At 69.1% G+C, this 26,754-nt stretch carries 21 protein-coding genes; 7 read left to right on the top strand and 14 right to left on the bottom strand.

Features of this window, described 5'->3' with window-relative positions; all coding sequences use genetic code 11:
- Window positions 1–3: 3 nt before the first annotated feature.
- The 4 genes from NR810_RS20120 to NR810_RS20105 all read right to left on the bottom strand — a co-directional run bounded on the left by NR810_RS20120 (window position 4) and on the right by NR810_RS20105 (window position 6,997).
- Entirely contained in the window at window positions 4–1,644 is a 1,641-nt protein-coding gene (locus NR810_RS20120) for a serine/threonine-protein kinase (protein WP_257454661.1), read from the bottom strand.
- 181 nt (window positions 1,645–1,825) lie between these two features.
- Complete coding sequence (locus tag NR810_RS20115) at window positions 1,826–3,721, bottom strand: sialidase family protein (RefSeq protein ID WP_257454660.1); 1,896 nt, start codon at window positions 3,719–3,721, stop codon at window positions 1,826–1,828.
- A 77-nt stretch (window positions 3,722–3,798) separates the two neighbouring features.
- Window positions 3,799–4,503: a metallophosphoesterase gene (locus tag NR810_RS20110; protein WP_257454659.1), complete on the bottom strand. Its 705-nt coding sequence runs from the start codon at window positions 4,501–4,503 to the stop codon at window positions 3,799–3,801.
- A gap of 79 nt (window positions 4,504–4,582) precedes the next feature.
- On the bottom strand, window positions 4,583–6,997 hold the full coding sequence (locus NR810_RS20105; RefSeq protein ID WP_257454658.1) for an ATP-binding protein: 2,415 nt from the start codon (window positions 6,995–6,997) through the stop codon (window positions 4,583–4,585).
- A 478-nt stretch (window positions 6,998–7,475) separates the two neighbouring features.
- Between NR810_RS20105 and NR810_RS20100 the strand changes: the two genes are divergently transcribed.
- A complete protein-coding gene (locus NR810_RS20100; protein WP_257454657.1) occupies window positions 7,476–8,138 on the top strand; it encodes an RNA polymerase sigma factor in 663 nt (220 codons plus the stop codon).
- A 28-nt stretch (window positions 8,139–8,166) separates the two neighbouring features.
- A complete protein-coding gene (locus NR810_RS20095) occupies window positions 8,167–9,351 on the top strand; it encodes a hypothetical protein (protein ID WP_257454656.1) in 1,185 nt (394 codons plus the stop codon).
- A 15-nt stretch (window positions 9,352–9,366) separates the two neighbouring features.
- On the opposite strand, the gene NR810_RS20090 is transcribed toward NR810_RS20095, so the two are convergent.
- From NR810_RS20090 to NR810_RS20070, 5 genes are all read right to left on the bottom strand, one after another.
- Window positions 9,367–10,026 (bottom strand): oxidoreductase, encoded by a 660-nt coding sequence (locus NR810_RS20090; protein ID WP_257454655.1) that lies wholly within the window; start codon window positions 10,024–10,026, stop codon window positions 9,367–9,369.
- 54 nt (window positions 10,027–10,080) lie between these two features.
- Window positions 10,081–11,196, bottom strand: coding sequence for an AraC family transcriptional regulator (locus NR810_RS20085; RefSeq protein ID WP_257454654.1), 1,116 nt, complete (start codon window positions 11,194–11,196; stop codon window positions 10,081–10,083).
- Between the two features lie 11 nt (window positions 11,197–11,207).
- A complete protein-coding gene (locus tag NR810_RS20080; RefSeq protein ID WP_257454653.1) occupies window positions 11,208–11,744 on the bottom strand; it encodes a zf-HC2 domain-containing protein in 537 nt (178 codons plus the stop codon).
- A complete protein-coding gene (locus tag NR810_RS20075; protein WP_257454713.1) occupies window positions 11,741–12,331 on the bottom strand; it encodes an RNA polymerase sigma factor in 591 nt (196 codons plus the stop codon). The genes NR810_RS20080 and NR810_RS20075 overlap by 4 nt, the downstream gene beginning before the upstream one ends.
- 120 nt (window positions 12,332–12,451) lie before the next feature.
- A complete protein-coding gene (locus tag NR810_RS20070; RefSeq protein ID WP_257454651.1) occupies window positions 12,452–12,922 on the bottom strand; it encodes a PaaI family thioesterase in 471 nt (156 codons plus the stop codon).
- 30 nt (window positions 12,923–12,952) lie between these two features.
- On the opposite strand from NR810_RS20070, the gene NR810_RS20065 reads away from it, so the two are divergent.
- Together NR810_RS20065 and NR810_RS20060 are read left to right on the top strand one after the other, a co-directional pair.
- Complete coding sequence (locus NR810_RS20065) at window positions 12,953–14,299, top strand: hypothetical protein (RefSeq protein ID WP_257454650.1); 1,347 nt, start codon at window positions 12,953–12,955, stop codon at window positions 14,297–14,299.
- Between the two features lie 130 nt (window positions 14,300–14,429).
- Window positions 14,430–16,781, top strand: a complete 2,352-nt coding sequence (locus NR810_RS20060) for an ATP-dependent helicase (protein ID WP_257454649.1) — start codon at window positions 14,430–14,432, stop codon at window positions 16,779–16,781.
- 90 nt (window positions 16,782–16,871) lie between these two features.
- On the opposite strand, the gene NR810_RS20055 is transcribed toward NR810_RS20060, so the two are convergent.
- The 3 genes from NR810_RS20055 to NR810_RS20045 are packed head-to-tail and all read right to left on the bottom strand — an operon-like array spanning window position 16,872 to window position 20,487.
- Window positions 16,872–18,122 (bottom strand): imm11 family protein, encoded by a 1,251-nt coding sequence (locus NR810_RS20055; RefSeq protein WP_257454648.1) that lies wholly within the window; start codon window positions 18,120–18,122, stop codon window positions 16,872–16,874.
- Window positions 18,123–18,133: 11 nt separating this feature from the next.
- Window positions 18,134–19,423: an AHH domain-containing protein gene (locus NR810_RS20050; protein WP_257454647.1), complete on the bottom strand. Its 1,290-nt coding sequence runs from the start codon at window positions 19,421–19,423 to the stop codon at window positions 18,134–18,136.
- Complete coding sequence (locus NR810_RS20045; protein WP_257454645.1) at window positions 19,420–20,487, bottom strand: outer membrane protein assembly factor BamB family protein; 1,068 nt, start codon at window positions 20,485–20,487, stop codon at window positions 19,420–19,422. The genes NR810_RS20050 and NR810_RS20045 overlap by 4 nt, the downstream gene beginning before the upstream one ends.
- A gap of 54 nt (window positions 20,488–20,541) precedes the next feature.
- Between NR810_RS20045 and add the strand changes: the two genes are divergently transcribed.
- The gene (gene add, locus NR810_RS20040) at window positions 20,542–21,702 is read left to right on the top strand and encodes an adenosine deaminase (RefSeq protein ID WP_257454643.1); all 1,161 of its coding nucleotides are present in this window, start codon (window positions 20,542–20,544) and stop codon (window positions 21,700–21,702) included.
- 23 nt (window positions 21,703–21,725) lie between these two features.
- Here add and NR810_RS20035 read toward each other — a convergent pair whose 3' ends face one another.
- Window positions 21,726–23,663: a PAS domain-containing sensor histidine kinase gene (locus NR810_RS20035; RefSeq protein WP_257454642.1), complete on the bottom strand. Its 1,938-nt coding sequence runs from the start codon at window positions 23,661–23,663 to the stop codon at window positions 21,726–21,728.
- A 253-nt stretch (window positions 23,664–23,916) separates the two neighbouring features.
- Here NR810_RS20035 and NR810_RS20030 point away from each other — a divergent pair, with 253 nt between their 5' ends.
- The gene (locus NR810_RS20030) at window positions 23,917–24,372 is read left to right on the top strand and encodes a hypothetical protein (protein WP_257454640.1); all 456 of its coding nucleotides are present in this window, start codon (window positions 23,917–23,919) and stop codon (window positions 24,370–24,372) included.
- 63 nt (window positions 24,373–24,435) lie between these two features.
- On the opposite strand, the gene glgC is transcribed toward NR810_RS20030, so the two are convergent.
- On the bottom strand, window positions 24,436–25,665 hold the full coding sequence (gene glgC, locus NR810_RS20025) for a glucose-1-phosphate adenylyltransferase (protein ID WP_257454638.1): 1,230 nt from the start codon (window positions 25,663–25,665) through the stop codon (window positions 24,436–24,438).
- Window positions 25,666–25,794: 129 nt separating this feature from the next.
- On the opposite strand from glgC, the gene NR810_RS20020 reads away from it, so the two are divergent.
- Window positions 25,795–26,676 carry a GGDEF domain-containing protein gene (locus NR810_RS20020; protein WP_257454637.1) on the top strand — a complete coding sequence of 294 codons (882 nt, stop codon included), beginning with the start codon at window positions 25,795–25,797 and terminating at the stop codon, window positions 26,674–26,676.
- Window positions 26,677–26,754 lie beyond the last annotated feature (78 nt).

The raw sequence follows: 26,754 nt of genomic DNA, 5'->3' as shown, positions 1-26,754 counted from the left end.
AAGTCAGTTCCTCAGGTACTGGCGCTCCCAGATGTCGAGGTTGAGCTGCACCTGCTTGCGCTCGTCGGCGGTCGAGGCGCTCTCCGCCCTGACGCGTGCCTTGTTCAGCAGGCGGCGCGCGCTCTCCTGCTCATCCGAGGAGAGCGAGCTCGCGCGCAGCCTCCGCTCCAGGCGCGCGATGCGCGTGAGCAGGTACGGCTTGCGCTCGGTGTTCACCTTGGACGGGCCGCTCACGCGGGAAGGGGTCTCCACGGGAGTTGGACCTGGCGGGGTGTTCTCCACGACGGGAGGGGGAACGGTGGGGCCGGGGTTGGCGGCGAGCTCGGTGGAGGGCGCGGCCGGAGGGGGCTTCGCCGGGGCCTCGGTCACGGAGCTGGCCGGGGGCGTGGCCTCGGGCTTCGGATCCGGGCTCCGCAGCAGCACCGCCACGCCAGCGGTGAGCAGGAGCAACCCGGCGGCCACTCCCGCCACCAGACGGGTCCGGGTGGAGAAGCGCTGGGGCTTGCCGCTCGGGGCCGCGCTCACTTCCGGCTTTTCCCGTGGTGGCGGTGGCAGTGGCGGTGGCGGTAGGACGGGCCGGACTTCCGGGCCGGCCACCAGGATGCTCCGCATCTCGCGCGAGGGGCGCATTCCTTCCGGGATAGGCAGGCCGTCCAGGATTTCCTGGAGACTGGCACGCACCTCTTCCGCCGAGGGGCGCGCGGCCGGTGCCTTCTCCAGCAGTCTCAGCACGAGCTTCGCGAGCGCGGGGGGCAGCTCCGGCTTCAGCTCGAGCGGCGAGGGCGGCGTGTGCTCCAGGTGGTGGACCAGGTACTCCATGGGCGCCCGGGCCGTGAAGGGGCGCTGCCCGGTCAGCAGTTGGAAGAGGATGATGCCGAAGGCGTAGAGGTCCGTCTTGGGGCTCACCGGATCGCCGCGCACCTGCTCCGGCGCCATGTACTCCGGCGTGCCGATGATCAACCCGTGCAGCGTCTGCTGCGAGAGCCCCGGGCTGTTGGACAGCTGCTTGGCCAGTCCGAAGTCCAACACCTTCACGTAGTGGCCGCCGCCGGGCTGCCGCGCCAGGAAGATGTTGTTGGGCTTGAGGTCGCGGTGGATGACGCCGGCCTCGTGCGCGGCGGTGAGCGCGTCCAGGATTTCGTCGGACAGCCGGATCGCCTCGTGCACGGAGAGCGGCCCGCGGAGGTCGAGCCAGGTGTCGAGCGGGCTGCCCTCCAGGTACTCCATGACGAAGTACTGGCGGCCATCCGGCATCTTGCCGAAGCTGAAGATGTCGATGATTCCCCGGTGGCGGATGGCGTTGACCGCGCGGGCCTCGACGAGCAACCGCTCCACGTACATGGATTGATCGCCCACGTCGGGCCGCAGGACCTTGATGGCCACCTTCTTGCCAATCAACGGCTGCTCGCCCCGGTAGACGATGCCCATGCCGCCGATGCCGATCTGCTCCTGGATGATGTACTCACCCAGCTGCGTGCCGAGCAGCGGGTCGGCGACGCTCGGGATGCCGACCTGTGACCCGGGGCCGCCCTTGAAGGCCCCAGCGCCCATGGCCGGCTGGGTCTGGGCGGGCATGGCGACGGCGGGACTCGGTTGGGCCGGCGTCAGCCGCGTCTTGCCGGAGGCGGAGTCGTCACCTAGCACCGTGCCGTCATGAGGGCACTTCTCGGTGCCCTGGGCGACGCGCAGTCCACAAGTGGGACACGCTATGAAGGGGGGCAGATCCATCGAAACAGGCGGGGACCTTATCAGAGAACCCGCCCCCTGGCGGCGGCAACATGAGGGCTCCCCTGCTCGCCAGGTGGCCAATTCCGGCACTCTGTTGTCACGGTTTCAACCGAAGGACCGTCCCATTGGTGCCACCCACCCACGTGGTGCTCGGGGTCACCCATACCGCCCGCAGGCTCTCGTCGACGCCGCTCACCTGGGCCGTCCAGCTCTTCCCGTTCCAGAACGCGATGGCGCCACCGTCGCCCACGGCCCACACGTTGTCCGCGCTCCGTCCGGAGATGGCGCGGAAGCTCTGGGTCCCCACCTGGATGGGCGTGGTCGTCCAGGCCTTGCCGTCGTAGCGGAAGATGGCTCCGCCGTTGCCCACCGCCCACACGTCGTTCGGACCCGAGCCCCACACGCCGAAGAGATCGGTCGACGTGGGCAGCTTCTGCCTGAGCCAGCCCGTCGAGTCCCGGTGGTAGATGATGCCGCCGTTGCCCACCGCCCAGACATCGCTGGCGGAGGAGCCCCAGATGGCGTTCAGCCGATCGGTGCTGAGCCTCCCCTCGCTGGTCCAGGTGCCATCGGCATTGCGCCGCGAGATGAGCCCGTTGTCGCCCACGGCCCACACCGATGCCGGTCCCGTTCCCCAGAGGGCGTTCACGCTGGTCGCGAGCACGTCGCCGGTCTCCTGCGTCCACTGGCCGTTCCTGAACGCCAGGAGCCTGCCCCCGCCCGTCCCCACCAGCAGCAGGTCCCCGCTCCCCCAGATGGCCTTGAAGGCGCCCTGCTCCGGAGGCGTCACGGGCGCCCAGAGGTTGTTCTCGCGGCGCATGATCAGGTCGTTGTCCCCGGCCGCCCAGAGATTGAGATCGTCGGTGCCCCAGAAGCCGTTGAGGGCGCGCGTCACGCCGCCGGGGACCTCCGACCACTGGGCCGTCCCCCGTCGCACGATGGCGCCCGCGGCCCCGACCGCCCAGAGCGCCTCGTCATTGCCCCAGATGGAGTTGAGCACCTGGGGCGTGCCGCTCGGCTCGGTGGACCTGCCCAGGACGTGGATGTTCGACGCGGGCCCGACGATCCGCGTGACGCCACCGCTGGTCCACACCCCATTGAGGGGCGTGGCGGACGTCGCGTAGCCGGACGTCGACCACGTGGAGTTGGCATAGGTCGCGAGGGTGCCCCGGCCCACGGCGTAGGCCGTACCGGCATTGGCTCCGGGGGCGATGGCCATCAGGTCCACGGAGCCCTGCCTGTTGGCGAAGGACCAGCGTCCCTCCACCCCATGCACGAGGGTGCCGCCCCTGCCCACCGCCCAGGCCTCGGTGTTCGAGACGGGCCACACGGCCAGGAGATCGGGCGGAGGGAAGCCGCCGGTGTTCCACGTCTGGGCGCTCCACTGCTGGCCATTGAAGGTGTAGAGGGCGCCGGACTGTCCCACCGCGACCGCGGACGTTTCCGAGGCTCCCTCGATGTCGTGGATGATCAACTGCTCGGCGAGGGCCTGGGAGGCCCAGGTCGAGCCATCCCACTTGAACAGGGTGCCGCCGTTTCCGCCGAACCACCACGTCTTCCCCGCGGCGGGCCAGGCGGCACGCAGCGGCTGGGTTCCGCCGGGCGGCTGGCGGGACCAGCAGTTGCCATCCCAATGCAGGGCGATGCCCCTGTCGCCCACGGCCCAGACGTCCGTCGCGGAGCGGCCCCGGACGGTGAACAGCGTGCGTCCCTCGGAGAGCGGGTTGTCCCAGCACCAGTTGGAGGTGGAGCAGGAGGAGGCGGTCGGGATCTGAGGGCAGGCGCCGCCCGGCGACTGCTCGGGTCCGGCGCACCAGCCCCCGCTCACGCAGACGTAGGACTCTCCGCCAGGGCCCTTCAGCCCCTCGCAGTCCCCATCGGTCGAGCAGGAGAAGGACTTCGCGGGAAGCTCGATGCAGTGGAGGGACGAGAGCGCCCCCACGGACAAGGCCAGCAAGGGTCCCCAGCGCCACGCACGCGTGTTCTTTGTCACTCCGATTCCCTATCGAGATTCCAGGGCGGGGACCATAGCGCGCGGTGTGCTGGGGGGCCACCGGCGCTGGAATCGGTTCAGGAGAACACGTTCACGTCGCCGTGGACGGGGAGCAGGCTCACGTCCTTGCCGCCCCGGTACGTCCGCCGAGCGGGCACCGAGACGAGCTCCCACGAGGGAAGCACCACCGCGGTGAGCGAGCGGCCATAGACACACCCGGTGTCGATGCCCACCGCGTGCTCGGTGACGAGCGGCCGGTCGAACACGGTATGTCCGAAGATGACGCGCTCGGGGCCCTTCCAGTGGTGTGTCCAGAAGCGGTGGTCGGCGGGCGCCTTCGAGGGCCAGAAGCTCTTGCGGTCCGGCGGCCTCACGCACTGGGCGTGCAACAGATGGTAGGGATCCTGCGCCTCGATCGGCTTGCCGGGCAGGACGCCCGCGTGGACAACGACGGCGTTGTGCTCGGGCAGGCGGATGAAGAGGGGCAGGGTGGCGAAGTACTCCAGGTGCTCGGGGCCGAGCGCCTGCCGGGTCTCCAGGTGGTCCGGAAGCAGGTCGGCGTCCTTGCGGCGGCGCTGTTGCAAGTGCTTCTCCTCGTGGTTGCCGAGGATGGACTCGTGCTTCATGGCGAGCTCGACGCACTCGCGGCGCTTGGGGCCCCGGTCGACCAGGTCACCCGTGAAGATGATCCGGTCGCTCGCGGTGGCTCCCACCCGGCCGAGCAGCTCCAGGGCCTCGTCGTAACAGCCGTGGAGGTCCCCGACGACGATGGTGCGGGACATGGTGATGCTTCCTCGAAAAGAGCGGGCACCCGAGTGGAGAAGCTGCCCGAAAATGGGATTCGCGCCCAGGGACGCGCGGTCACCGGGTGTCCTGACAGCGGGGCAGCTCGACGATGAAGGTGGAGCCCTCGCCCAGGCGGCTCTCGACCCGGATGCTTCCGCCCATGACCTCCACGATGCTCCGGGTGATGTAGAGCCCCAGTCCCAGGCCGCCGGAGTGACGGTCCGACACGGCCCGCTCGAACTTGCCGAAGATGCGCTCCTGCGCCTCGGGCGCGATGCCGATGCCCTGGTCCCTCACCACCAGCCGCGCGAGATCCCCCTCCACCTCCAGCCGGGCGGCGATGGGGTGGCCGGCGCCGTAGCGGATGGCGTTGGAGAGCAGATTCGTGACGACCTGCTCCAGCCGCAGCCTGTCCCAACGGCCGGGCATCCGCGCTTCTCCCTCCACCCGCAGCTCCGAGCCCACCCGGGCCGCCTCGGGCACGAACCAGGCCACCACCTCGGCCAGCACCTCGCCCAGGTCCGTGTCCTCCGGCTCCAGCTTCAGCTTCCCCTGCGAGAGGCGGCTGATGTCGAGCAGCGAGTTGATGAGCGTGGACATCTTGTGCACTTGACGCCGGGCCACGTCCACATGGCGCTGGAGGCCCTGGGAGCGGGTGTCCCCCTCGCAGCAGCGCGGGAGCTCGCGCGACAGGGCGGACAGCTTGAGGTACAGGGGCGTGAGGGGCGTCTTCAGCTCGTGCGAGGCCACAGAGAGGAACTCGTCGCGCAGCTGCACCGCGAGCTGGGCCTCGCGGTAGAGGCGCGCGTTGTCCACCGCGAGCGCGGCGCGGCGCGCCAGATCCTCGGCCAGCAGCTGCTCCTCCGGGCCGTAGTGGTGGCCCGGGCTCGCGTAGCCGAGGGAGAGCGCTCCGAACGTGCGGCCGCGGGCGTGCAGGGGGACGATCAGCGCGGAGGTGGCCTTGAGCCCTCGCAGCAACTCCAGGTGCCGGGCGTCGCGCGCATGTTGGACGAAGGCCTGGTCGGGGACGTCGGCCAGCAGCTGCGTCTTCCCGGTGCGGATGACGGCGCCCGAGCCACTGTTCTCGTCGAGGCGGATGGGGTAGCGCCGGGCCATCTCCCAGGCGAGCTCCGCCCGGGCCGGGTCCACATGGGCCACCGCCAGCCGGCGGATGGAGCCATCCGGCTCGAGCATGTCCAGCGTGCAGCAGTCCCCGAGCTCGGGCACGGCCCGCTGCACCACATGGGCGAGCGTGGCCTCGTAGTCGAGCGAGCTGGCCAGTGTCTCGCTCACCGAGGCGAGGAAGGCCTGGCGCCGCTCGGCGCGCCTGAGCCGGGTGATGTCGATGAAGCTCGCCACCACCGCCTGCAGTTGCCCCCGTGCATCCAGGATGGGTCCGGCGCTGATGAGGAAGACCCGCACGGAGCCGTCGGGCCGGTCATAGAGCACCTCCTCTTCCGGCTGGGCCTTCCCGGTGAGCAGCACCCGCGCGATGGGATACTCCTCCGCCACGTAGCGGCTCCCGTCCTCGTGGATGGCGCGGTAGCGGGCGAAGTCCTGGAGGCCCCGCACCTCGATCATCGGGTGTCCGAGGAGCTCCTCGGCCCGGGCATTGAAGGCCCATGTCCGCCCCGAGGGCGCCTCGGCGATGTGCACCGCGCACGGCAGTTGCTGGATGATGGTCTCCAGGCGGTTTTGTTCCGCCCTTGCCTGGGCCAGCAGCGCCTCCCTCTCCTGCTCGGCGCGGCGCAGCGGGGTGATGTCGGTGATGAAGCCCTCCAGGATGGGAAGCTCGGTCTGGGGCCCCTCCTGGATGGCCACCCCCCGCTCCCACACCCAGCGCTCCTCTCCGGTGCGCGTGCGGATCCGGTAGGTGAGGGTGAAGGGCGTCCGTGCGTCGAGCGCCATCTGGATGCCTTCGTGGACCCTCCGGATGTCGTCGGGGTGGATGAGCTCCTGCCAGGCGAGATGGTGGGTGAAGTCCTCGGGGTCGTAGCCGGTGAGCTCCAGGGTGCCCGAGCTGGCGTAGGAAAAGGGGGAACCGGGCGTGTTGTGGCAGCGGTAGGCCATGCCGGGCAGATTTCCCAGCAGGGTGCCCAGCACGCGTTCGCTCGCGCGTGCCACCGCTTCGGCGCGCTCGGCCCGGTCGAGCGCAGCCCGCAGCGTGCGCTCCCTCCGTTGGAGCTCAATGAACATCCCCACCTTGGCGCGCAGGAGCTCCGGGTGGATGGGCTCCAGCAGGCAGTCCACCGTGCTCAGTCCACAGCCGCGCAGCACGTCCGCCTGGTCACAGGCGCTCGTTCCGAGCAGGAGGAGGGGGATGTGCCGGGTCCTCTCCTCGTTGCGCAGGCGCAGGGCCGTCTCGACGCCCACGGACCAGCCCTGGCGCGCATCCACGAGGATACAGGCGGGCTCCGTATCGAGCAGGGCCTCGAGCTGATCGCCCCAGGCGACGGCTTCGAGTACTGGCTGGCCCAGGGGGCTCAGCATGGCCCTCACGCCTGCCAGGTCCGAACGGGGTTCTCCCATGAGAAGGAGGCAGGTATCAGCGACCTCTTCGGGCCAGGCGTCGTGCTGCCGAGCAGGTGGGGCATCGACGTCCGGGTGGGCTCCCCACATTCCCTGTCCTCCTTCCCCATGGAGTTTCCAGGGGGTGACAATACGGCAACGGATGGGGCCCTTCAGGTCGTCCAGGCCGCTCGTCCCCCTGTGCGGAAACACCCGGCGGGGCCCGGAACCGGGAAAACGGGTCGAAAATGGACCGGAAAATCGGTGTCAGGAACCCGGAGCGGGTTCCGTCCCTGTCTTTTGGACGCCCCCCGTCTGCCTGCTGTCGGACATCCGGGGCCGTGTCTTCGGGAGGCTGTCTTCGGATGCCGTCGTGCTACCTTGACCCGCCGTTTCACCGAACCCCACCCTGCCCAGGCGGGGGGCTCGTGCCTCCTGGCGGTGCTCCGAGGTCCTTCCGGTGTTCAACGAACTCACGGATGACGAACTTTTCGCTGAGGTGCTCCAGCGCCGCGCCGCGGGCGAGGCCGTTGGGGCTCCGCTCGGCGCGCTCTGCGAGCGCTGGGCCCGTCCGGCCCGTTACGTCATCTCCAAGATTCAGGCCAGCTACGGCCGCGGCTCCCCGGCGGACGCGGACGAGCTCTACCAGGACGCGGTCGGCAAGTTCCTCGACCGCGGCCTCGACCAGTTCCGCGGTGTCTCCGAGCAGATGCCCGGGCGCAGCGCGTCTCCCAAGACGTTCTTCCTGCGCATCGTCAAGCACGTGGCCATCGACTTCTACCGGCGCCAGCGCGAGGACCTCGCTCCGGCCTCGTCGGACCCCGATGACGTCATGGAGGAGCCACCTTCCGAGGTGGCCCGCGCGGTGGATGTGTCCCGGCGGCGCGAGGAGCGCACCGAGGCCCAGGAAGTCTACTGGCGCGCTTTCGAGCGTCTCCAGCAAGAGCATCCCAAGGAAGCGGGTGCGTGGGACCTGTACCACCACCAGGACGTAGAGGACCACGAGGAATGCGCCCGACGCCTCAACATCAGCGTGGTCAACTCGTACAAGCGCGTCAGCCGTGCACAGGCCTACCTGCGGCTCTATCTGCTCGACCTCCAGAAGGAGGGCGAGAGGGAGTGAGCCCTTTGTACCCGGAGGAGGGTACGCGATGAACGACACACTCTCTCGTTATCAGGCCCGGCGTGAGCAGCTCGTCCGGGGTGGCGCTCCCAAGAATGACTCGCTCGTGCTGATTGGAGACATCCTCCGGCGCGGCGAACGGTTGGGAGGAGAGGGTGTCGAGCGGGCCCTTCGGGGCCTGTCCCGCGAGGACATCGACGCCTGGCTCCGGGCGCAGAAGCCCGAGGCGCTGCAACCCGCGCTGCTCCGCGCCGCGGAGGAGGCCGCCGAGGTGGCGCTCGGGGACGGAGGAGAAGAGGCCGAGCTGTGGCGGACCTCCTCCGTGGAAGGTCTCACCGCGCGGGACAGGGCCGAATCAGCCCTCCGCGCCATCTCCCAGTGGGAATCACTTCATGGCCCGCTCGAGGGAGAGACAGCACGGCGGTTGAATTCATTTCGCGAGGGCCTGGGACGTCTGGACACCGCACTGCGTCCGAAGGCCCGTTGGTTCATCCCCCTCAACCCGCAGCGCAGAGCCGAGCGCGATGTGCTCGATGCCGCCGAGCGGGCGCGGGCCTGGTGGTTCAGCGACCGGGCCGAGTGCGACGACTTCATGGCCGCCCTGGGCAACAAACCCGAACGGCCGAGTCCCCATCTGGAAGGTTGTGCGGCGTGCCGCGCGGACCTGTCGAGCACCGCGTCCGTCGAAGCTCCCCCCAAGCGTCAACCGCTCCACCTGAGCGAAGAGGAGTTGTGGCGCTTCGACATGGGGATGATGTCCGCGAGCGAGCTGGCCTGGGTGGATCGCCATACGGAGGACTGTCTCGAGTGCGCGCAGGCCATCTGGGCGTTGGAGGAGGGAGACGACGCCATCGAGCAGGCCATGGAGGAGCAGGAGCGGCCCGCCCCCGCCGCGCGCTCTTCCCGCTCGGCGGAGCCAGCGCGCAGGCCAGGTGCCGCGCGCCATCCCGAGCAGCGTGATGTGCTGGAGGAGCGGCGTGAGTTCCGCGTGGTGCTCGTGAGAGAGCGTCAGCGGGCCCGGCTCCTGATTCAACCCCTCGCGGGGCGTACCGTCACGGCGGCTGTGTTCCTCGCCCCTGGCAAGCCCTCGCTCAAGCCCCAACAAGGTCCGGAAGGTCTCCAGTTCGATCTCGGCACTGGAGGAGGTCGCACCGCCCACCTGATGGTGCGGGTGGGCACCAGTGAGATCTTCGAGCGCGACTTCACCTTCTGAGACACCCGCCCGGCGCTACCGGCCGAGCTCCTGAAGCTCTCCGGATGGCACCACCCGCACACCCCGAGGCGCATCGAGTGCGAGGGCGACCATCGCCCGCGCGACGGTGCGCGCCTCGATGGGGCGGCTCGCGAGCGGGCGCAGCAGCGGCGCGAGCACCCGCGAGGCCATGATGGCCGCCCGCTCGCCCGGACGGCTCTCGGCGCGCTCTCCGAGCAGCAGTGAGGGCTGGAGGATGACGAGGGACTCGAAGCCCACGCCCTCGAGCGCCTCCTCCGCCTCGCCCTTCACACGGTTGTAGAAGACGCGGGAGCGTGGGTTGGCGCCGAGCGCCGTCACCACCAGGAAGCGCCGGGCCCCCGCCTTCTTCGTGGCCTGGGCGAAGGCCAGCACGGCGTCATGGTCCACGGCGCGGAAGGCCTCCTGGCTGCCGGCCTTCTTGATGGTGGTGCCCAGACAGCAGAAGGCATCGTCGGCGGCGGGCAGGGACTCCTCCGCGAGCCGGGCGAAGTCCACCGTGCGCTGGACGAGCTTCGGGTGCTGTTCCGGCAGCGGGCGCCGGCCCAGGGAGAGAACCTCCCGGTACCGGGGACTCGCGAGCAGCGTGTCGAGCAGCAAACCTCCGACGAGCCCGCTCGCGCCGGTCACCACCGCGGTGCGTGTTTGCGTTTCCATATGCGGGATGCTCAGCACATCCCGCGTACCGGCGCCAGGGGCGAGCGCGGCCCGTCAGTGCTGGCCGCCAGGTGCTGTCGCGTTCCGGGGGGGCGTGGAGGGTGTGGGAATCTGCACGTGCGGCGGCGGCACAGCGCGGAAGCCGTTGTTCAGGAAGGCGATCACCAGTTGCGCCAGCGGCGGCTTCCTGCCGAGCGCCTCGCCGCAGATGTCGAGCTCATCGCTCCGCGACAGGCCGTCGCCGCGCCGGTAGCGGATGCAGCTGCGGTCGTACTCGGGGCGCTCGTCCTCGCGCGTCAGCTCCCGCTGGAAGATGCCGTGCTTCAGGGTGAGCTTGTCCGGGCCCAGCTCGATGCGCACCGGCTCCGTGCCCCACTGGCCCTCGATGAGGGTGGTGCTGCCCGCCGCCTTGACGGTGAGGCGGAGCGGCAACTGCCTCCAGGTTCCCCGCACCGTGTCGCCGCTGACCGAGAGCGTGCTCGAGTAGTTGTCGCTCCAGGAGCCATCCGGCCGCAGCAGGGCGCGGTACTGACTGGCCTCCACCTGCTTGCGGTTGAACCACACGTTTCCGATGCGCCCGGTGGGATCGTCCTTGTCGCGCCGCGCCCTGTCCGTGAGCAGGTTGGTGACGGGCACCGAGTCGTCCACCGTCTCGAAGCGCACGGCGCCGATCCACGCCTTGCCCGTGCCGCTCAGCAGCAGCCCGGCCATGATGGACCTGGCGTCCTGGGGCACGTCCAGCACCACCTCGTGGCGCTTGCAGGCCGTGGTGCCCACCAGCGCGCGCGACTGCATGTTGTCGAAGGCGAGCGGCTCCCGCGAGCCCTCCCCCTCCACCCGCATCCACAGGCCGCTCCAGCCCTTCACGTCCTCGGTGCGCACCACCGCGGAGAAGCGCAGCCGCTTGCCCCGGAAGGCCCCCGCGCCGAAGGCCTGCATGAAGGTGCCGTAGCCGGCGGGCTCCCCCTGGCGCGAGCGCAGCCATGCACTGCGGTTGCCCTCGCATGGGCTCTGGGGGTCCAGGCCCGCCTCGTAGAGCTGGGGCGAGCTCTCGGTGACGAACCACCCCTCGGGCAGGGCCTTCTTATCGTCGGCGGCCGAGGCGGGCCAGCCCAGGGCGAGCGCCGCCAGCCACAGGAGCGTCAAGCCGTGTTTCATCCGATCGATCATGGCGGAGTCTCTCACAGCGAGTAGGGCCCTTCTGCGTCGAGCGCGCCCTTCGGCAGTCCCGCGTGGCCCTCGTAGCGGGGAACCTCTCCCAGGCCCTGGGGGTACTGCACCAGCAGCCCGCGGGCCAGGGCCTCCGAGGCACACGTCTCCTGGCTCGCCAGGTCGGGGCATGCCACCAGCCGCTCCGGAGCCGACGGCAGGTCCATCGGCAGGGCCATCACGGGAAAGTCCTCGTCCCGTGGCGGTGTCGGCACGGCCTGCTCGGGGCGGAGCACGAGGAACGACACCGCCGCCGCGGCAGCCACCATCACTCCCGTGGCCGCGGCCAGCCGGGCCCGGTGCCAGCGCGCGGGGCGGATGACCCGGGGCTCCGGGGCGGGAGCCCGGGCCACCTCGCGGAGCTGCTCCTCCAACAGGGCCTCGCGCTGGAGGATGCTGGCGCACGCCGGGCAGGCGAGCGTGTGGGCCTCGAGGGCCGCCGCGGCCTCCGGCTCCAGCGCGCCCAGGACGTACTGCTCGGCGTCGGCCGGACGGATGTGCTGGCTCATGGTGCTTCCTCCTCGAGGGCGCTCCGCAGCTTCTTGCGGACCTCGCACAGGATTTGTCGGACGCGCTGCACGGACAAACCGACGCGCGCGGCCACCTCGGCGTGCGGCAGCTCCTGGCCATCGCACGCCAGTTGAAAGACGCGTTGGGCGCTCGCCGAGCACTGCTGGAGCGCCGCCTGGGCCCGGGAGAGCTGCTCCTCGGACAGCAGGCGCTGCTCGGCGGACACCGAGGGGTCCACCGGGTGGTGGGACTCGGGCAGCTCCTCCACCGCGCCCGCCAGCGACTCGCGGCGGACCCGGCGCACCTCATCGGCCGCGAGGAACGTCGCCTGGGTGATCGCCAGCTGGGGCAGACGCAGCTCGGTGAGCATTCCCTTCTGTTGCTGCTGGAGGAGACGGGCCCAGGTCTCCTGGGCGAGCTCGTGGGCCCGATCCACCCGGATGCCCCGGGCGAGCAGCGAGACCACGACGCGGTGGTGATGGCGGGAGACGAGGGCGTCCCAGGCCGTGCGTTCCCCCTCGAGGGCACGCCGCGCGAGCCCGGCCTCGTCCTCCCGCTGTCCCACCACGTCCTGCACTGGCCGCACCAAGGACGCACCCCTCGCGTCTTCCCGGGCTTCCGTTGGCCCGCCGGGCTCTCCCTGTTCCCCGGTGCCTGGGAAACGTTCCGTGCGCGCGGACATATCGGAAGGGGTGGGACAGAGGGGTCAATTGACGGCCGGGCTCTCTCCCGAGGCCCACTTCAGCTGAGAGAACTTCACCACGCCCTGGCAGCGGGCGCACACATGGCCCTGTGCGTCGTACAGCCGGGCCGAGGCGAAGAGGGTGGAGGTGCCGGCGTTGTCGATGGTGGCTTCGGCGCGCACGGCGTCGCCCCGGAGGGGGCGCTCGAAGCTGATGGAGAGCTGCATGGTGGCCGAGCGGCGGGAGGGATCCAACAGGGCGGGCGTGCAGCCGATGGCGTAGTCGAACATGGCGGAGATGACGCCCCCGTTGATGGCGGCGGTGCCCAGTCCACCCCGGTGCTCGGGGCGGACCTCGGGGAGGGTGACGACCACCTTCTCTCCCTGGGGAAAGCTCAACCGTAGACCGAAGAACCGCATCGTCTGACTCTGATTGAACAGCTCCGCGAAGCGGTCGAGCTGCTCCTGGGTGGGCCGGGCCTGGGTGTCGGACATGGCCCCGACTCTACTGATAGAACAGAGGCCATGCCTCGACTGCCGCGCCTGCTCTTCCTCGTCCTGTTGGCCGTATCCGGGTGTGGGAGTCTCCGGGGCTGTGGTGCCTCCGAGGAGACCCTGGACCCGGCCGCCTCGGCTCCAGATGCTTCCACTCCCAGTGTGGCCACTCCGCCACCCGAGGCGCGTTATTCGAGGAGCTGGCTGGTCATCATCCACTCCTCGGCCACGCCGGGGGAGGGGACCGGGGCATTGGAGGCGTTGAAGAAGACGGGGCTGCCCGCGGAGCCGGACCGGCTGTCCTCCAATGCCTTCCGCAACCTGCGCCCGTGCCTGGAGGTGGTGGTGGCCAAGGCCTTCACGGACAAGGCGGGAGCGGAGGAGTACCGGAAGCAGCTCTCGGAGGCGGGCCTGGAGGCGTACGTGAAGAACGCCGGGCCGTTGGATCCCGATCGCGAGGAGAAGGCGGCCACCTGTCTTTCCGAGGCCCAGGCCGCCGCCGCGCGCGCCGAGGCCCGGGAGCAGGGAGCGGTGCCGCGCTTCGTGGAGGTGCACGACGGGCGCACCTTCATGTTGCTGGGGGCCGCGGAGGACCAGACCGGGCTCTCGCCCGTGGATGAGCGCCGGAGCCTGTGGATGGCGCCGGTCGAGGCGGACCCGACCGGCTTCTTCACGAAGGGGGACGACGTGGACCTCTACGGCGCGGCCGGGCCGGTGCAGGCCGGGTGCAAGGTGTCGGGGTTCGCGAGGATCAACCGGGGCAGACCGCACTTCGGCTACTTCCAGCAGCAGCCGCCGCCCGACGCGCCGGGCTGTGGACGGGCGTGGACCTTCGCCGAGCTGGACTGCGCGATGACGCCGAGCGACGTGGTGTTCGCCCTGCCGGCGGGCACGAAGGCGCCGGTGTTCTACGCGGCCGGGAACGAGGCCTCTCCCGAGGTGCTGGCCGCCCAGGAGGACGCGCTCCGGCGGTCCGCCGGCTTCGCCACGCTGCTCGCCGAGGGCCGGCTCCGGGCGGAGCAGGTGCAGGAGGAGCTGAACGAGGACGTGAGGGGCTTCGGCTTCTCCTCGGACGGGAGGCACGTCGTCTTCATGATGGTGCGCCTCATCACGGGCGAGGGGAACGCGGAGTGTGGCGGCGACTACAACGAGCAGCTCACCCGGGCCGTGGTGGTGGGGCCGGGCGGTGAGGAGCGGGTGCTGTCCGTGAAGGACCTGGACGGGGGCCGCGTGGCGGGCGTGATGGACCTGGAGGGGGACGGGCAGGTGGAACTGCTCCTGCACGACTCCTGGCCCGCGCAGACGGCGCGGGTGATCCGTGAGGACGGCTCCGAGGTGGCCGGGGCGGTGGTGGAGAACTGCGACTGCGGGTGTTGATGCCGCCGGTGTACCCCCCCGGCGAGGGGTTCCCCGGCAGGGCAGGCGGGCGAGCACCACCGTGGAACGTCCTTCCCGGCGGGCGGAAACTCGTTAGAAGCAAGGTTTGCCTCTAGAAAAGCACCTTGCCTTGAACGCCGACGAACTCCTCAAAGACCTGAACGATCCCCAGCGGGAAGCCGTCCTCCATGGGGATGGTCCACTCCTCGTGCTGTCCGGCGCGGGCAGCGGCAAGACGCGCGTCATCACCCGCCGGGTGGCCCACCTGGTCCAGGTGCGTGGTGTCGCTCCCTGGCGCATCCTCGCCGTCACCTTCACCAACAAGGCCGCACGGGAGATGAGGGAGCGGCTCGCGCAGCTGCTCGGCCCCCAGGCGCACGAGCTGGTGGTGAGCACCTTCCACTCCTCGGCGTCCATGATTCTGCGCCGTGTCCTCCGGGAGCAGTCGGTGGCGGAGCTGCTGGGGCTCACCCCCTCGTTCGTCATCTACGACGATGGGGATCAGCTCCAGCTCATCAAGCGCGCCATGCGCGAGGTGCGGGTGGACCCTGTGATGCAGCCGAGGGAGATCCTCCACCGCATCGACCAGGAGAAGAACGCCGCCCGTCTGCCGGACGACATGGTGGTGGACACGGAGGACCTGCGCGGGATGGTGGTGCAGAAGACCTACCGTGCCTACCAACGGCTGCTGCGCGCGGCGAACGCGGTGGACTTTGGCGACCTGCTCCTGCTGCTGGTGGCGCTCTTCCGCAAGCGCCCGGACGTGCTGGAGCAGTACCGGCGGCGCTTCCAGCACATCCTGGTGGACGAGTTCCAGGACACCAACCCCGTGCAGTACGAGCTGCTGAGCCTGCTGGCCCCGCCGCCGCGCGCCAACCTGGTGGTGGTGGGCGATGACGACCAGTCCATCTACCGCTGGCGTGGGGCGAGCGTGGACAACATCATCGGCTTCCCGCAGGCGTACGCGGGCGCGCGGGTGGTGAAGCTGGAGCAGAACTACCGCTCGGACCAGAACATCCTGGACGCGGCGCACGCGGTCATCGCGCGCAACTCGCGGCGCATGCCGAAGAAGCTGTGGAGCGACCGGCCCAAGGGCGAGATCCTCACGCTGCTGATGAACCGGGACGAGCGCGCCGAGGCCCAGGAGGTGGCGCGCCGCATCCACGAGTTGCAGCGCGAGGGCTTCATCAAGTACTCGGGGATGGCGGTCTTCTACCGGACGAACGCGCAGAGCCGCGTGCTGGAGGAGGCGCTGCGGCTGGCGCGCGTGCCGTACACGCTGGTGAGCGGGCGCAGCTTCTACGACCGGGCCGAGGTGCGTGACGCGGCGGCCTACCTGCGGTTGATGGTGAACCCGCGCTCGGACGCGGACCTGCTGCGCATCATCAATACGCCGGCGCGCGGTATTGGTGACACCACGGTGGAGCGGCTGGTGGACTGGGCCAACCAGGCGGGAGTGAGCCTGTACGAGGCGACCGCGGCCCCCGAGCGGATTACCGGTCTCAACACGGCGGCGGTGCGCCGGCTCTCCGGCTTCCACGCGGTGGTGTCCTCGCTGCATGCGTGCGCGCAGGAGGCGAAGGACGCGGCGAGCGCGGTGGACCAGATGCTGAAGGAGACGCACCTGGTGGAGTCGCTCGTCACCGAGGGCAGTGACGAGTCGCTGACGCGCGCGGAGAACCTGCGCGAGTTCCTGGGAGCCGCGCAGGAGTTCGACCTCAACCGTGCGGCCGCGGCGGTGGCGGCTTCGTCGGTGGGGGACGAGGAGGGTGAGGACACGGCGCCCACTCCGCCGGAGGAGGAGGGGTTGGACTCGTCGCCGCTCACGGCGGACGTGCCCGCGCTCAACGCCTTCCTGGAGCAGATCAGCCTGGTGGGCGAGGCCGACGCGGACGTGGGAGAGGGCCGGGTAGCGCTGATGACACTGCACGCGGCGAAGGGGCTCGAGTTCGACGCGGTGTTCATCACCGGGTTGGAGGACGGCGTGTTCCCGCACTCGCGCTCGCTGGCCGCGGATGACCCGGACGGGGAGGAGATGGCCGAGGAGCGGCGGCTCTGCTACGTGGGCTTCACGCGCGCGCGCAAGCGGCTCTTCGTGAGCCTGGCGCAGTGCCGCTCGCTGTTCGGCGAGCTGCGCTACAACCCGCCCTCGCGCTTCCTGCGGGAGGTACCGCAGTCACTGTTCGGCTTCGCGGAGCAGGACATCGAGACGCCCGCGCCGAAGGCGGCGCCGATGGTGCAGCGCAAGCGCAACTGGGGTGACGAGGACGACGGGCCGCGCGTCGACCGCTCCTACTCGCAGACCTCGGACATGGACGGGGTGGGGGGGGACGTGCGTGGGATGCGGGTGCGCCACGAGCAGTTCGGCATGGGGAAGATCATCTCGGCGGATGGCAACGGGCCCAACGCGAAGGTGACAGTGGACTTCGGTGGGGCCGTGGGCCTCAAGCGAGTCATCGCCCGCTTCCTGATGCCGGGGTGAGTGCCTCCTCTCCCCCTCCCCTCCCTCTCCCTCTGGGAGAGGGTCGGGGTGAGGGTATGCGCCTCCTGGGCTGAATCCGTCGAGAGCGCGCTACACGATCGCCCGTTGCCGCAAGTGGGACAGGTGTTCCTCGCCGCTTGCGACGAATCGCCGCGCCAGCTCGGACTGGCCCTTCGCGCCGTGCTCCAGCAGGTATGCCAGTTCCGGTGGCAGCAGGGCCTTGATCGTGACGAGCCGCACGTCTCCGAAGGGAGTGGAGAAGTGGCTCGGTAACGTGCGCGACTCCACGCCCAGCAGCACGGCCACCCGTCCATCGCTGGTGACGAGCGATTCGGGCATGCCCTCGCCGGACACCTCCATGGAGAAGAGGCCCGCCTTCAGCCGCTCGCGCACGCGCTCATGCGCCGCCACCTCCGCCGCGACCCTTTCGAGGAGCATGAAGGGCCAGCTCGTCTCGATGGATTCGAGAGGCTGGTCTGTTTCCACGGCGAGCTCCAGGCCGAAGCCCACGGAGGGCTCCAGGCGGGTGATGAACGGGTCGGAGAGCCCGTGAGTCACGAGCAGGGTGCGCCCTGACGCGCGATGGATGACGCGCCAGAGTTCCCGGCGGCCAGGCCACGAGCTGCTCATGGCAATGGGGGTGATGGCCTCCTTGTCCAGCGTGCCCAGGGAGCGCCAGGCCGTGTCACGGGCAGTGTCCGCCGACTCATAGAGCTCACGGCACTTGCGGCTGTACGCGCGCTCCTCTTCGCTGATGGCGCTCGGGCCGGTGACTTCCGTGAACTTCGGTCCCGTGACACCCATGCGCTCCAGGGCGTTCTTGATGCTCTCGGAGACGATGATGGTCCCGCTCCATCCCCAGGTGCGGAACACCTGCGCATCGCCCACTTTGGTGGGGTCGATGCGCATGCCGATCACGGACTGGTACTGCCCGACTTTCTCTGGCTGTCCGTCCTCCGGACCCCAGTAGAGGACTTCGTCGGACTTCTCATCATCGATACACTTCACGACACGCGTGATGTTGAGGAGGACGTACGGCTCGGATTGCCCGTCCACCTCCACCGGGATGAGCTGCACATCGTCGGGAGCCAGCTCAGCGAAGACGGCCGCTACCCTGGCATGCACCACGGGTATGGGTGCACCCGCCATCAAAGAGAAGTCGAGCGCCTCTCCAGGGACATAGATGGGTATCCGGATTCGCCCTTCGATGTGAACGGGCTCGCCCCGCCTGAACAGCCAGGTCCGGAGTTCCTGCCCCTGCTCATCCACGGGCTGATCCAGGAGGTGCCAGCGGTCCGGGATGTAAACATCATCGAACAGATCAAAATAGCGGCCTGTCATGTTGGAGTTCCTCATAGGGGGGCCCGTTCCGTCAGCAGTTTGTTGAGCCTGCTGCCATCTCTGCGGATCTCGTCAGCCAGTTTCCCGAGCACCTTCCTCAATGCGTGCTCGCACTGCTGCTGGTTGCCGCAGTTGTACGTCGCCTCCTCCAGGCGCCTATATACGGTTCGATGGTATTCCTCGGGGTGGGGCCCCTTATGTCCCGGTACGCGTACCTTATTGGCCGGGTCCTCCATCGACATGCCCGCCCGGTCGAAGATTCGCTTGAACAGCGGCGTCCAAGGGCCACCACGCGCGGTGGACTTCATGTTCTCCACGGTGGCGATGTGGTGGATGTCGCCGTCCTGGCCGCTGCCCTGCTCCTGCTGCGCCAGGATGGCCGCCGAACTGGAGGGAAGCGAGACCGTGAGACTGCCCTCGGCCACGGACACGGCCTCCGCGTCGGCCGCGGCTGTCGACAGCTCGATGCGGCCTCCCTCCGCGGCGTTCCGGGCCGCCTGCGGGAAGCGGGGCAGTCCGCCTCCCTTCAGTGAGTCCTTTCCCTTCGCCCCCGCCTTCCACGTCGCCAGCAGGATGAGGACCCGGAGGGTGTTGGGCCCCAGCACCTGGCCATACCGCTCACTTGCCTCGCGGAGCTCTTGGTACGTGGTGGCGTTCTTCGCCTCGTCCCACAGCTGCGTCGTCGCGGCGATCAACCCCCAGAGCTCCGTACCCAGGTATCCCCAGAGGAAGAGGGTCATCGCCACGCCAATGCCCTTGGAGAGGACGGGGTCCGGGAAGACCAGCAGAAGGACGTAGAGTGCGAGCCCGGTGCACACCACCGTCATCACCTGCGTGGAGAAGTCCTCGAGGACACCCGCGGCGCTCTCCATCGCGGGTCCGATGGCGAGGATGAGACCCAGCGTGAACCTGTCACGGTCGCTCAGGGTGGTGTCGTGCGGACCGTCTCCCAGGAACGAGAAGCAGTCGCCCGGAGTACCGCGCCTCTCGCACAGTCCTGCGTAACCCCGCTCGACGTCCATCCCACGTGAATCCGTTGGTTGCCAGGATGCCCGTACGAACCGGCCGCCGAGGGATTTGGCGGGACGGGTCGCCACCGGCAACGGCACATCGAGGAGGAGCCGGGTGAATGCCTCCCGGAACTCCGCCTCGGACACCTGTACGGGCGAGAAGTTGGAATCCGGAGTGAGCGTGACGAGCTGCTTCGGGGCCGCTCGTGGCGCCCAACTGGCGCACCCCGCCTGGAGCACGAGCACGACCAGGGCCAGCGCTCCCCAAACCCGAAGGGGGTGCTGGCTCATGACTTCGGTGGCTGGAGCCGCCACGAGAGCACGCGTCCGTCGTGTCCCAACACGAAGAGCTGCTCCCCAATGACCACGGGCGGGCTGAGCAGCGGCGTGTCCAGCCTCAACGAGAAGACGGGAGGGCCCTCCGCCGGCCTGTGCGCGATCAACCACCCCTGGTTGCCGCGCGTAGGCACCAGCACCCAATCCCGGAACCCGGCCACCTGCGTCACGAGCGGCGCGGGCAGGGCCAGTCGAGACACCTCGCGCCCGTCCGTTGGCTCCAGGGCCAGGAGCAGGTTGTCCTCCGTGCCCACCCAGAGCTGTCCCCGGGCGAGGCTCGGAGGGCTGGTGAGGGCCGCGGTCGGCGTCCGCCTCCAACGCACCTGCCCATCGGCGAGCCCGAGCGCGAGCACCTCGCCCTTCCGGGTGGAGACGTACAGCACCTCCCCCTGGACTTCCATTCCCAGAACCTGAGACAACCGCTGTCGCCAACGCACCGAGCCATCCTCGGCCGCGAGCGCGAACAGCCCGGCCTCCCCGAGCGCCACCACCACGAGGCCCTGGGAGAGGAGGGGAGAGGGGAGGGGCCGGGTGGAGTCGGGGCGGGGCTCGCCCGAGGGGAGCGGGTGCTTCCACCGCAGCGCGCCGGACTCCACGGCGTGGGCGCGCACGGTGCCGTCCGGGGCGACCACGTACACGGCATTCGCGTCCGAGACGAGCGAGGTGAGCATGGGCGGCTGCCCGGTGAGGCGCCAGCGCTCCGTCCCCTGTGCGAGGGTGAGGCTGACGAGCGTCCCGCCCACTGTTCCCACGAGGACACTGTCTCCGGACACCGAGGGGCGCGAGGCAATCTCCCGGCCGAGCTCCACGCGCCAGAGGGTCTCTCCCTGGCGGTCCAGGCGCAGGAGCCTGCCGGCCTCGTTGCCCACCAGCACCCCGTCCTCGAGGGGCAGCAGCCCCGAGCGCGAGGGGGCATCGGTGGAGGTGGCGAAGAGTCTGTCGGCGGGCTGCCGGCAGGCCGCCATCAGCGCCGCGACGGCGAGCGGTAAGAGGAGGCGCTGAAGGAGGGAGGGCAGCATGGTTGAGAGAGGATTTTCAGACCCCTAGGATGGTTGGCAAGGAAGGAACCCGACATGGCTTCGATTCGCGACGACGAGCTCCCCAGCTCGACTGGTATTCCCTCAGCCGCACGCCGGTCCGACTGGGCCCCGCCCCCGGCCATTCCCGTCACCGAGGAGCTGCTCCTCGCCCTGCCCAAGACGGACCTGCACTGCCACCTGGATGGCTCGATGCGGCTCAAGACGATCCTCGAGCTGGCCGAGCAGCAGAAGGTGAAGCTGCCCGCGGACACCGAGGACGGCCTGGCCAAGGCCATCCACATGGGCGAGGTGTGCAAGAGCCTCGAGGACTACCTGGTGGCCTTCGACGTGACGCTCTCGGTGCTGCAGACGGCCGAGGCCCTCTACCGCTCGGCCTATGAGCTGGCGGTGGACGCGGCGGCGGAGAACGTGCGCTACATCGAGGTGCGCTACTCGCCCGCGCTGCACCTGCAGAAGGGCCTGAAGATGACGACGGTCATCGACTCGGTGCTCGAGGGCCTGCGCGTGGCCAAGCGCGAGACGGGCATCAAGTACGGCGTCATCGTCTGCGGCATCCGCCACATCAACCCGCAGACGTCCATGCGGCTGGCGGAGCTGTCGGTGGCCTACAAGAACCGGGGCGTCATCGGCTTCGACCTGGCGGGCGCGGAGGCGAGCTTCCCGGCCAAGGACCACAAGGACGCCTTCCAGCTCATCCTCAAGAACAACGTCAACTGCACGGCGCACGCGGGCGAGGCCTTCGGGCCCGAGTCCATCTCCCAGGCCATCCACTACCTGGGGGCGCACCGCATCGGCCACGGCACGCGCCTGCGCGAGGACGGCGACCTGCTCAACTACGTGAACGACCACCGTATCCCGCTGGAGGTGTGCCCCACCTCCAACGTGCAGACGGGCGCGGTGTCGAGCCTGGACGCGCACCCGCTCAAGTTCTACTTCGACTACGGCCTGCGCGTGACGATCAACACCGACAACCGGCTCATCACCGACACCACGGTGACGAAGGAGCTGTGGTTGGCGCACAAGGAGCTGGGGCTGTCGCTGGAGGACCTGACCACCATCATCGTCTCCGGCTTCAAGAGCGCGTTCCTCCCGTTCCGCGAGAAGCAGGATCTGTTGCGCGCGGTGAACCAGGAGATCGCCCAGACGCTGACGGCCTTCGAGAAGCGGCCGCAGGCGGTGAAGCAGCCGGCCTGAGCCGGGTGCCGGCGGGTGGGGCGCTACGCCTCGCCCGCCATCAGCGGCAGGGTGAAGCGGAAGGTCGAGCCGCGTCCCACTTCACTCTCCACCCAGATGCGGCCGCCGTGGCGCTCGATGATGTCGCGGCAGATGTAGAGCCCGAGGCCCAATCCTCCGAAGCCCGAGATGGGGGCGTTGCGGGCCCGGAAGAAGCGCTCGAAGAGGTGCGCCTGTTGGTCCGCCGGGATGCCGATTCCGGAGTCCGAGACCGAGACGCGTGCCTCCTTTCCGGTGTGGGTGACCGCGACGCGGATCTTCCCCCCGGTGGGGCTGTACTTGAGGGCGTTCTCCAACAGGTTCGTCAGCACCTGCTCGAGCCGGCTGGCATCTCCCTGGACGAGGACGTCCTCCGCGCACTCCTCGTACTCGAGCGTGTGATGGGGGTTGACGGGACGCGGCTGCGCGAGGACCTCGCGGACGACCTCCCGGAGGCGCACGGGCACGCGTTGCATCTCCAGCCGTCCCGCTTCGACCCGCGAGGCGTCCAGCAGATCGTTGATCAGCGCCGAGAGCCGCCCCACCTGGGCGAGCGCCCTCTCCGCGAGTTGGGGAGGAAGGGGCTGCCCCGTGGCCGAGCGCTGCTTGAGCATCTGCAGGTGGAGCTTGAGGGGCGTGAGGGGCGTCTTCAGCTCGTGCGAGGCGATGGAGAGGAAGTCGTCCCGCACCCGGATGGCCTCGTGGGCCTCGTGCAGGGAGCGCTCCCGCTCCGCCCGCGCGCGGCGCTCGGCCGTCACGTCCCGGAAGCTCCAGACGCGGCCGATGATGGTGTCTCCCAGCCGCTGGGGACGTGAGTAGCGCTCGAGGACGTGCCCGTCGCGGAGCTCCACGGTGTCGAAGCTCTCCGCCTCGGGGCTCGCGTACAGCTCCTGGACGCGCGCGGCGTACTGCTCCGGGTGCTCGACCTGGGGGATGAGCGCCTCGAGGACCTGCCTGCCATCGCGCATGTTCAGCGGAAGATCGGGAACGCGCCAGAGGTCCTGGAACTTCTGGTTGAAGGCGGTGATCCGCTGCTCCCGGTCCGTCACGAGGAGCCCGTCCGCGGTCGAGTCGAGCGTGGCGCGCAGCAACGAGACCGTGTGCTCCAGACGCTCCCGGGCCTGACTCTGCTCGGTGACGTCCACCATGATGCCCTGCAGCTTGAGGGGAGTCCCGTTCTCCGACTTCACCGTGACGATGTCGCGCAGCCACACGGTGCGCCCGTCGGCGGCCACCATGCGGTACTCGAACTCGTGGGGCCTGCACTCGTGGGTGGCCTTCACGCAGAAGGAACAGGCCCAGTCCCGGTCCTCGGGATGGACGTGTTTCCGCCAGAAGTCCGGCTCCTGCATCCATTGTTGGATGGGATAGCCGAGCAGGCGCTCGGCCTGCTGGCTGACGAACGTGAAGCGGAAGTTCGCATCGGCTTCCCAGACGATGCCGTCGATGTTGTCGACGAGCTCGCTGTGGTGCAGGTGGGTCCGGCTGAGCTCCAGGAGCGACTGCTCCTCGTGGGGAGCGGCGGGTCCGGGACGCATGGACTCGAGCAGGCTCAAGCGGGCACACGCTCCGACGAGCTGACCTCCATTCCCGAAGACGGGAAGCACGACGGCCCGGGCCGGTTGTCCGCGAGACTCGCCCTCTGCGACCGCCTCCTTGCCCGTGAAGGCGGTGCGCAGCGCCGTGAGGAGCCAGGGCAGGGAGTCGAGGACCTCCTCGGCGGCCTTTTCCTCGGACTCGCCGTCCTTCCATCCACTGGCGGCCGCCAGCGCCTCGTCCATCCAGACGACCTGCCCGTGGCTGTCCACGATGAGCGTGGCTTGGAGGCTGACACCTACCTGGAGGAGCAGTTCGGGGATGGCTGGCTCGGCCAGGCGCGGGCGCTTCGTCAGGCCGGAAGCATTCAGTCCCTCTCTCATTCCATGAATGTCGACCATCGTCATGGATCGCTCTCCCCCGGCGACGAAGCGGCTCTGCGACTCCAATGAATCTGCAACATACCGTGGAGCCCACAATATTGGCTCCCCCCTCCCTTCCCGACCCGGCGGCCTGGGGTGGGGGCTCCCCGCTGACGGTCTTCCCTGCCCGAGCGCGTCAATTCTCTGGCGCTCCCCCTCGCCACCGGGTGGAATCGGCCCAGGCGCGAGCCCTCCTGGCTCGCGGAAGCTTCACCCACTTGTGAGGAGGGGAACACACATGGAGAACATTCCGGGGAACTATCCGGGAGGGCCTGGGCCGACGGATACGGCCGCGGCCCGGCAGCAGGTGTCCACGCCGGCCATCCTGTTGATGGTGACGGCCGGTCTGGGCATCGCGGGCGCGTTGTTGGGGTTGGTTCAGGCCATCGTGGGCGCCGGGGCCGTGACTCCGGAGATGCTCAATGATCCGAACATCCCGGCGGAGCTTCGCCCGTGGCTCGAGCGCTCCCAGTCCCTGGGCGCCGTGGGCAACATCCTCACGCTGGCGCTGAGCGGAGTGACGTTCTTCGGCGCGCTGAAGATGAAGAACCTGGAGAACTTCGGCCTGGCCATGGCCGCCTCCATCATCGCCCTCATTCCCTGCTTCGGGCCGTGCTGCTGCATCGGCATCCCGGTGGGAATCTGGTCGCTGGTGGTGCTCAACAAGCCCGAGGTGAAGTCCGCCTTCCGCTGAGCCCCTGAGGGCCCGGGGTGGGGAAGCTGCCCACCCCGGCCTTCTTCCAGGGGGAGAAGGGGCTCAGGCCACCTTCATGCCCTTGGGGATGACGACGACGCCGCCCGGGGTGACGTGGAAGCGGCGGCGGTCCTCCTCCAGGTCGTACCCGATGGTCATCCCCGGAGGAATCTCCACGTTCTTGTCGATGATGGCGCGGCGGATGCGGCAGCGCCGGCCGATGGTGACGTTCTCGAAGAGGATGGAGTCCTGGACCTCGGAGAACGAGTTGACGCGCACCTTGGGTGAGAGCACCGAGCGGTTCACGTGGCCGCCGGAGATGATGCACCCCTCGCTCACCAGCGAGTCGGTGGCGTGGCCCACGCGGTTGTTCTCCCGGTCGGCGAAGACGAACTTGGCCGGGGGGAAGTTGTTGGGCTGGGTGTAGATGGGCCAGCGGTCATTGTAGAGGTTGAAGACGGGGTCCACCTCCACCAGGTCCATGTTGGACTGGTAGTAGGTGTCGATATTCCCCACATCCCGCCAGTAGCCGCGCTCCTTCTCCTCCTGGCCGACGAGGACGTTCTGGGCGAAGTCGTACACGTAGACGGGCTCGCGCTTGTAGAGCTCGCTGATGATGGACTTGCCGAAGTCATGGGCGCTGGCCTCGTCGGCGGCGTCGCGCACCACCTCCTTGACGAGCGAGTCGGTGGAGAAGAGGTAGTTGCCCATGGAGGCCAGGCACATCCGGGGGTTGCCGGGCATGGGGGGAGGGTTCTTGGGCTTCTCCACGAAGCCGCGCATCCGCCCGTCGGGGCCCACGTCGATGATGCCGAACTCCTTGCCCTCCTCGATGGGGACGGGGATGGCGGCCACGGTGCAGGTGGCCTTGCGCTCCATGTGGAAGTCCAGCATCTGCTGGCAATCCATGCGGTAGACGTGGTCGGCACCGAAGACGAAGATGTAGTCGGGCTCCTCGTCGGTGATGATGTTGAGGTTCTGGTAGATGGCGTCGACGCTGCCCTTGTACCAGTCCATGCCGGTCCGCATCTGGGCGGGCACCGTCTCCACGTAGTGGCCGAGGAAGGCCGTCATCCGCCAGGCCCGGGACAGGTGCTTGTTGAGCGAGTCGCTCTTGTACTGGGTGAGCACCTTCATCCGGTAGATGCCGGAGTTGGCGAAGTTGGACAGCACGAAATCGATGATGCGGTAGCGCCCGCCGAAGGGAACGGCTGGCTTGGCGCGTTCACGGGTGAGGGGTTCCAGCCGGGTTCCGGCGCCCCCTGCGAGGATCATTGCCAGCGTTTTGGCCATAGGCCCGGCAAGTTACCCGTGGGTACGAGCCCTGCAAGGCCGCTGGAGGGCGTTCGTTGAGTACCCAAACCGGGGGACGGCGGGCCCTCGTGGCTTCCACCTGGGGAGCCGTGCTATGTCTTCCAGGCGATGGCTGGCGACGAAACCCGAGTAACCAAGATCTCCTCGATCAAGGAGCTCGCCCCGGTCGAGACGGAATGCTGCATCGTGCAGATTCACGGGCCGGAGCTGGGGAAGAAGTACACGCTCCAGGAGAGCGAGTTCACCATCGGGCGTGAAGAGGGCAACCACATCGTGGTGGACCTCGACAACGTCTCGCGCAAGCACGCGCGCATCCTCCGCCGGCAGGGGAGGATGTTCGTGCAGGACTTGGGCTCCACCAACGGCACCTACCTGAACGACCAGGAGGTGACGCAGGAGACGCCGCTGCGCAGTGGCGACCTCATCAAGGTGGGCGGCTCCATCTTCAAGTTCCTCACGGGCGACAACGTGGAGCTGCAGTACCACGAGACCATCTACACGCTGACGATCGTGGATGGCCTGACCGGGGTGAACAACAAGCGCTACTTCCTCGAGTACCTGGAGAGGGAGATGGGGCGCTGCCACCGCTACGGGCGCCCGCTGACGCTGGCGATGTTCGACATCGACTTCTTCAAGAAGATCAACGATGTGCACGGGCACCTGGCGGGTGACTACGTGCTGCGCGAGCTGGCGCAGACCATCAAGCGGCTGGTGCGCAAGGAGCAGTGCTTCGCGCGCTACGGCGGCGAGGAGTTCGCGCTGGTGGTCCCCGAGGACGGTGGGGACAAGGCGCGCATCTTCGCGGAGAAGATCCGCCGGTCCATCGAGGAGAAGCAGTTCGCCTTCGAGAACCAGGAGATTCCCGTCACCCTGTCCATCGGCGTGGCGGACATGACGCCGGACATGGTGGAGCCCCTGCAGTTCATCAAGGTGGCGGACGCCAACCTGTACAAGGCGAAGAAGACCGGGCGTAACCGGGTGGTCGGGTAGTGCTCCAGTAGACCCTCACCCCGTCCCTCTCCCAGGGGGAGAGGGTCTGACTCGAGTTCCCTCTCCCTCTGGGAGAGG

It is taken from the genome of Archangium lipolyticum (assembly GCF_024623785.1).
In the GTDB taxonomy this organism is placed as follows: Bacteria; Myxococcota; Myxococcia; order Myxococcales; family Myxococcaceae; genus Archangium; species Archangium lipolyticum.
The sequence above is the reverse complement of the archived record's forward strand: the minus strand, read 5'-3'. Positions and strand labels throughout refer to the sequence as shown.

What these genes read in the sequence shown, in the direction of transcription:
- NR810_RS20020 (WP_257454637.1), top strand. Translation starts at nt 25,795, where the DNA reads ATGGCTGGCGACGAAACCCGAGTAACCAAGATCTCCTCGATCAAGGAG.
- NR810_RS20050 (WP_257454647.1), bottom strand. Translation starts at nt 19,423, where the DNA reads ATGAGCCAGCACCCCCTTCGGGTTTGGGGAGCGCTGGCCCTGGTCGTG.
- NR810_RS20055 (WP_257454648.1), bottom strand. Translation starts at nt 18,122, where the DNA reads ATGACAGGCCGCTATTTTGATCTGTTCGATGATGTTTACATCCCGGAC.
- add (WP_257454643.1), top strand. Translation starts at nt 20,542, where the DNA reads ATGGCTTCGATTCGCGACGACGAGCTCCCCAGCTCGACTGGTATTCCC.
- NR810_RS20095 (WP_257454656.1), top strand. Translation starts at nt 8,167, where the DNA reads ATGAACGACACACTCTCTCGTTATCAGGCCCGGCGTGAGCAGCTCGTC.
- NR810_RS20070 (WP_257454651.1), bottom strand. Translation starts at nt 12,922, where the DNA reads ATGTCCGACACCCAGGCCCGGCCCACCCAGGAGCAGCTCGACCGCTTC.
- NR810_RS20045 (WP_257454645.1), bottom strand. Translation starts at nt 20,487, where the DNA reads ATGCTGCCCTCCCTCCTTCAGCGCCTCCTCTTACCGCTCGCCGTCGCG.
- glgC (WP_257454638.1), bottom strand. Translation starts at nt 25,665, where the DNA reads ATGGCCAAAACGCTGGCAATGATCCTCGCAGGGGGCGCCGGAACCCGG.
- NR810_RS20105 (WP_257454658.1), bottom strand. Translation starts at nt 6,997, where the DNA reads ATGCTGAGCCCCCTGGGCCAGCCAGTACTCGAAGCCGTCGCCTGGGGC.
- NR810_RS20110 (WP_257454659.1), bottom strand. Translation starts at nt 4,503, where the DNA reads ATGTCCCGCACCATCGTCGTCGGGGACCTCCACGGCTGTTACGACGAG.
- NR810_RS20090 (WP_257454655.1), bottom strand. Translation starts at nt 10,026, where the DNA reads ATGGAAACGCAAACACGCACCGCGGTGGTGACCGGCGCGAGCGGGCTC.
- NR810_RS20035 (WP_257454642.1), bottom strand. Translation starts at nt 23,663, where the DNA reads ATGACGATGGTCGACATTCATGGAATGAGAGAGGGACTGAATGCTTCC.
- NR810_RS20080 (WP_257454653.1), bottom strand. Translation starts at nt 11,744, where the DNA reads ATGAGCCAGCACATCCGTCCGGCCGACGCCGAGCAGTACGTCCTGGGC.
- NR810_RS20030 (WP_257454640.1), top strand. Translation starts at nt 23,917, where the DNA reads ATGGAGAACATTCCGGGGAACTATCCGGGAGGGCCTGGGCCGACGGAT.
- NR810_RS20085 (WP_257454654.1), bottom strand. Translation starts at nt 11,196, where the DNA reads ATGATCGATCGGATGAAACACGGCTTGACGCTCCTGTGGCTGGCGGCG.
- NR810_RS20065 (WP_257454650.1), top strand. Translation starts at nt 12,953, where the DNA reads ATGCCTCGACTGCCGCGCCTGCTCTTCCTCGTCCTGTTGGCCGTATCC.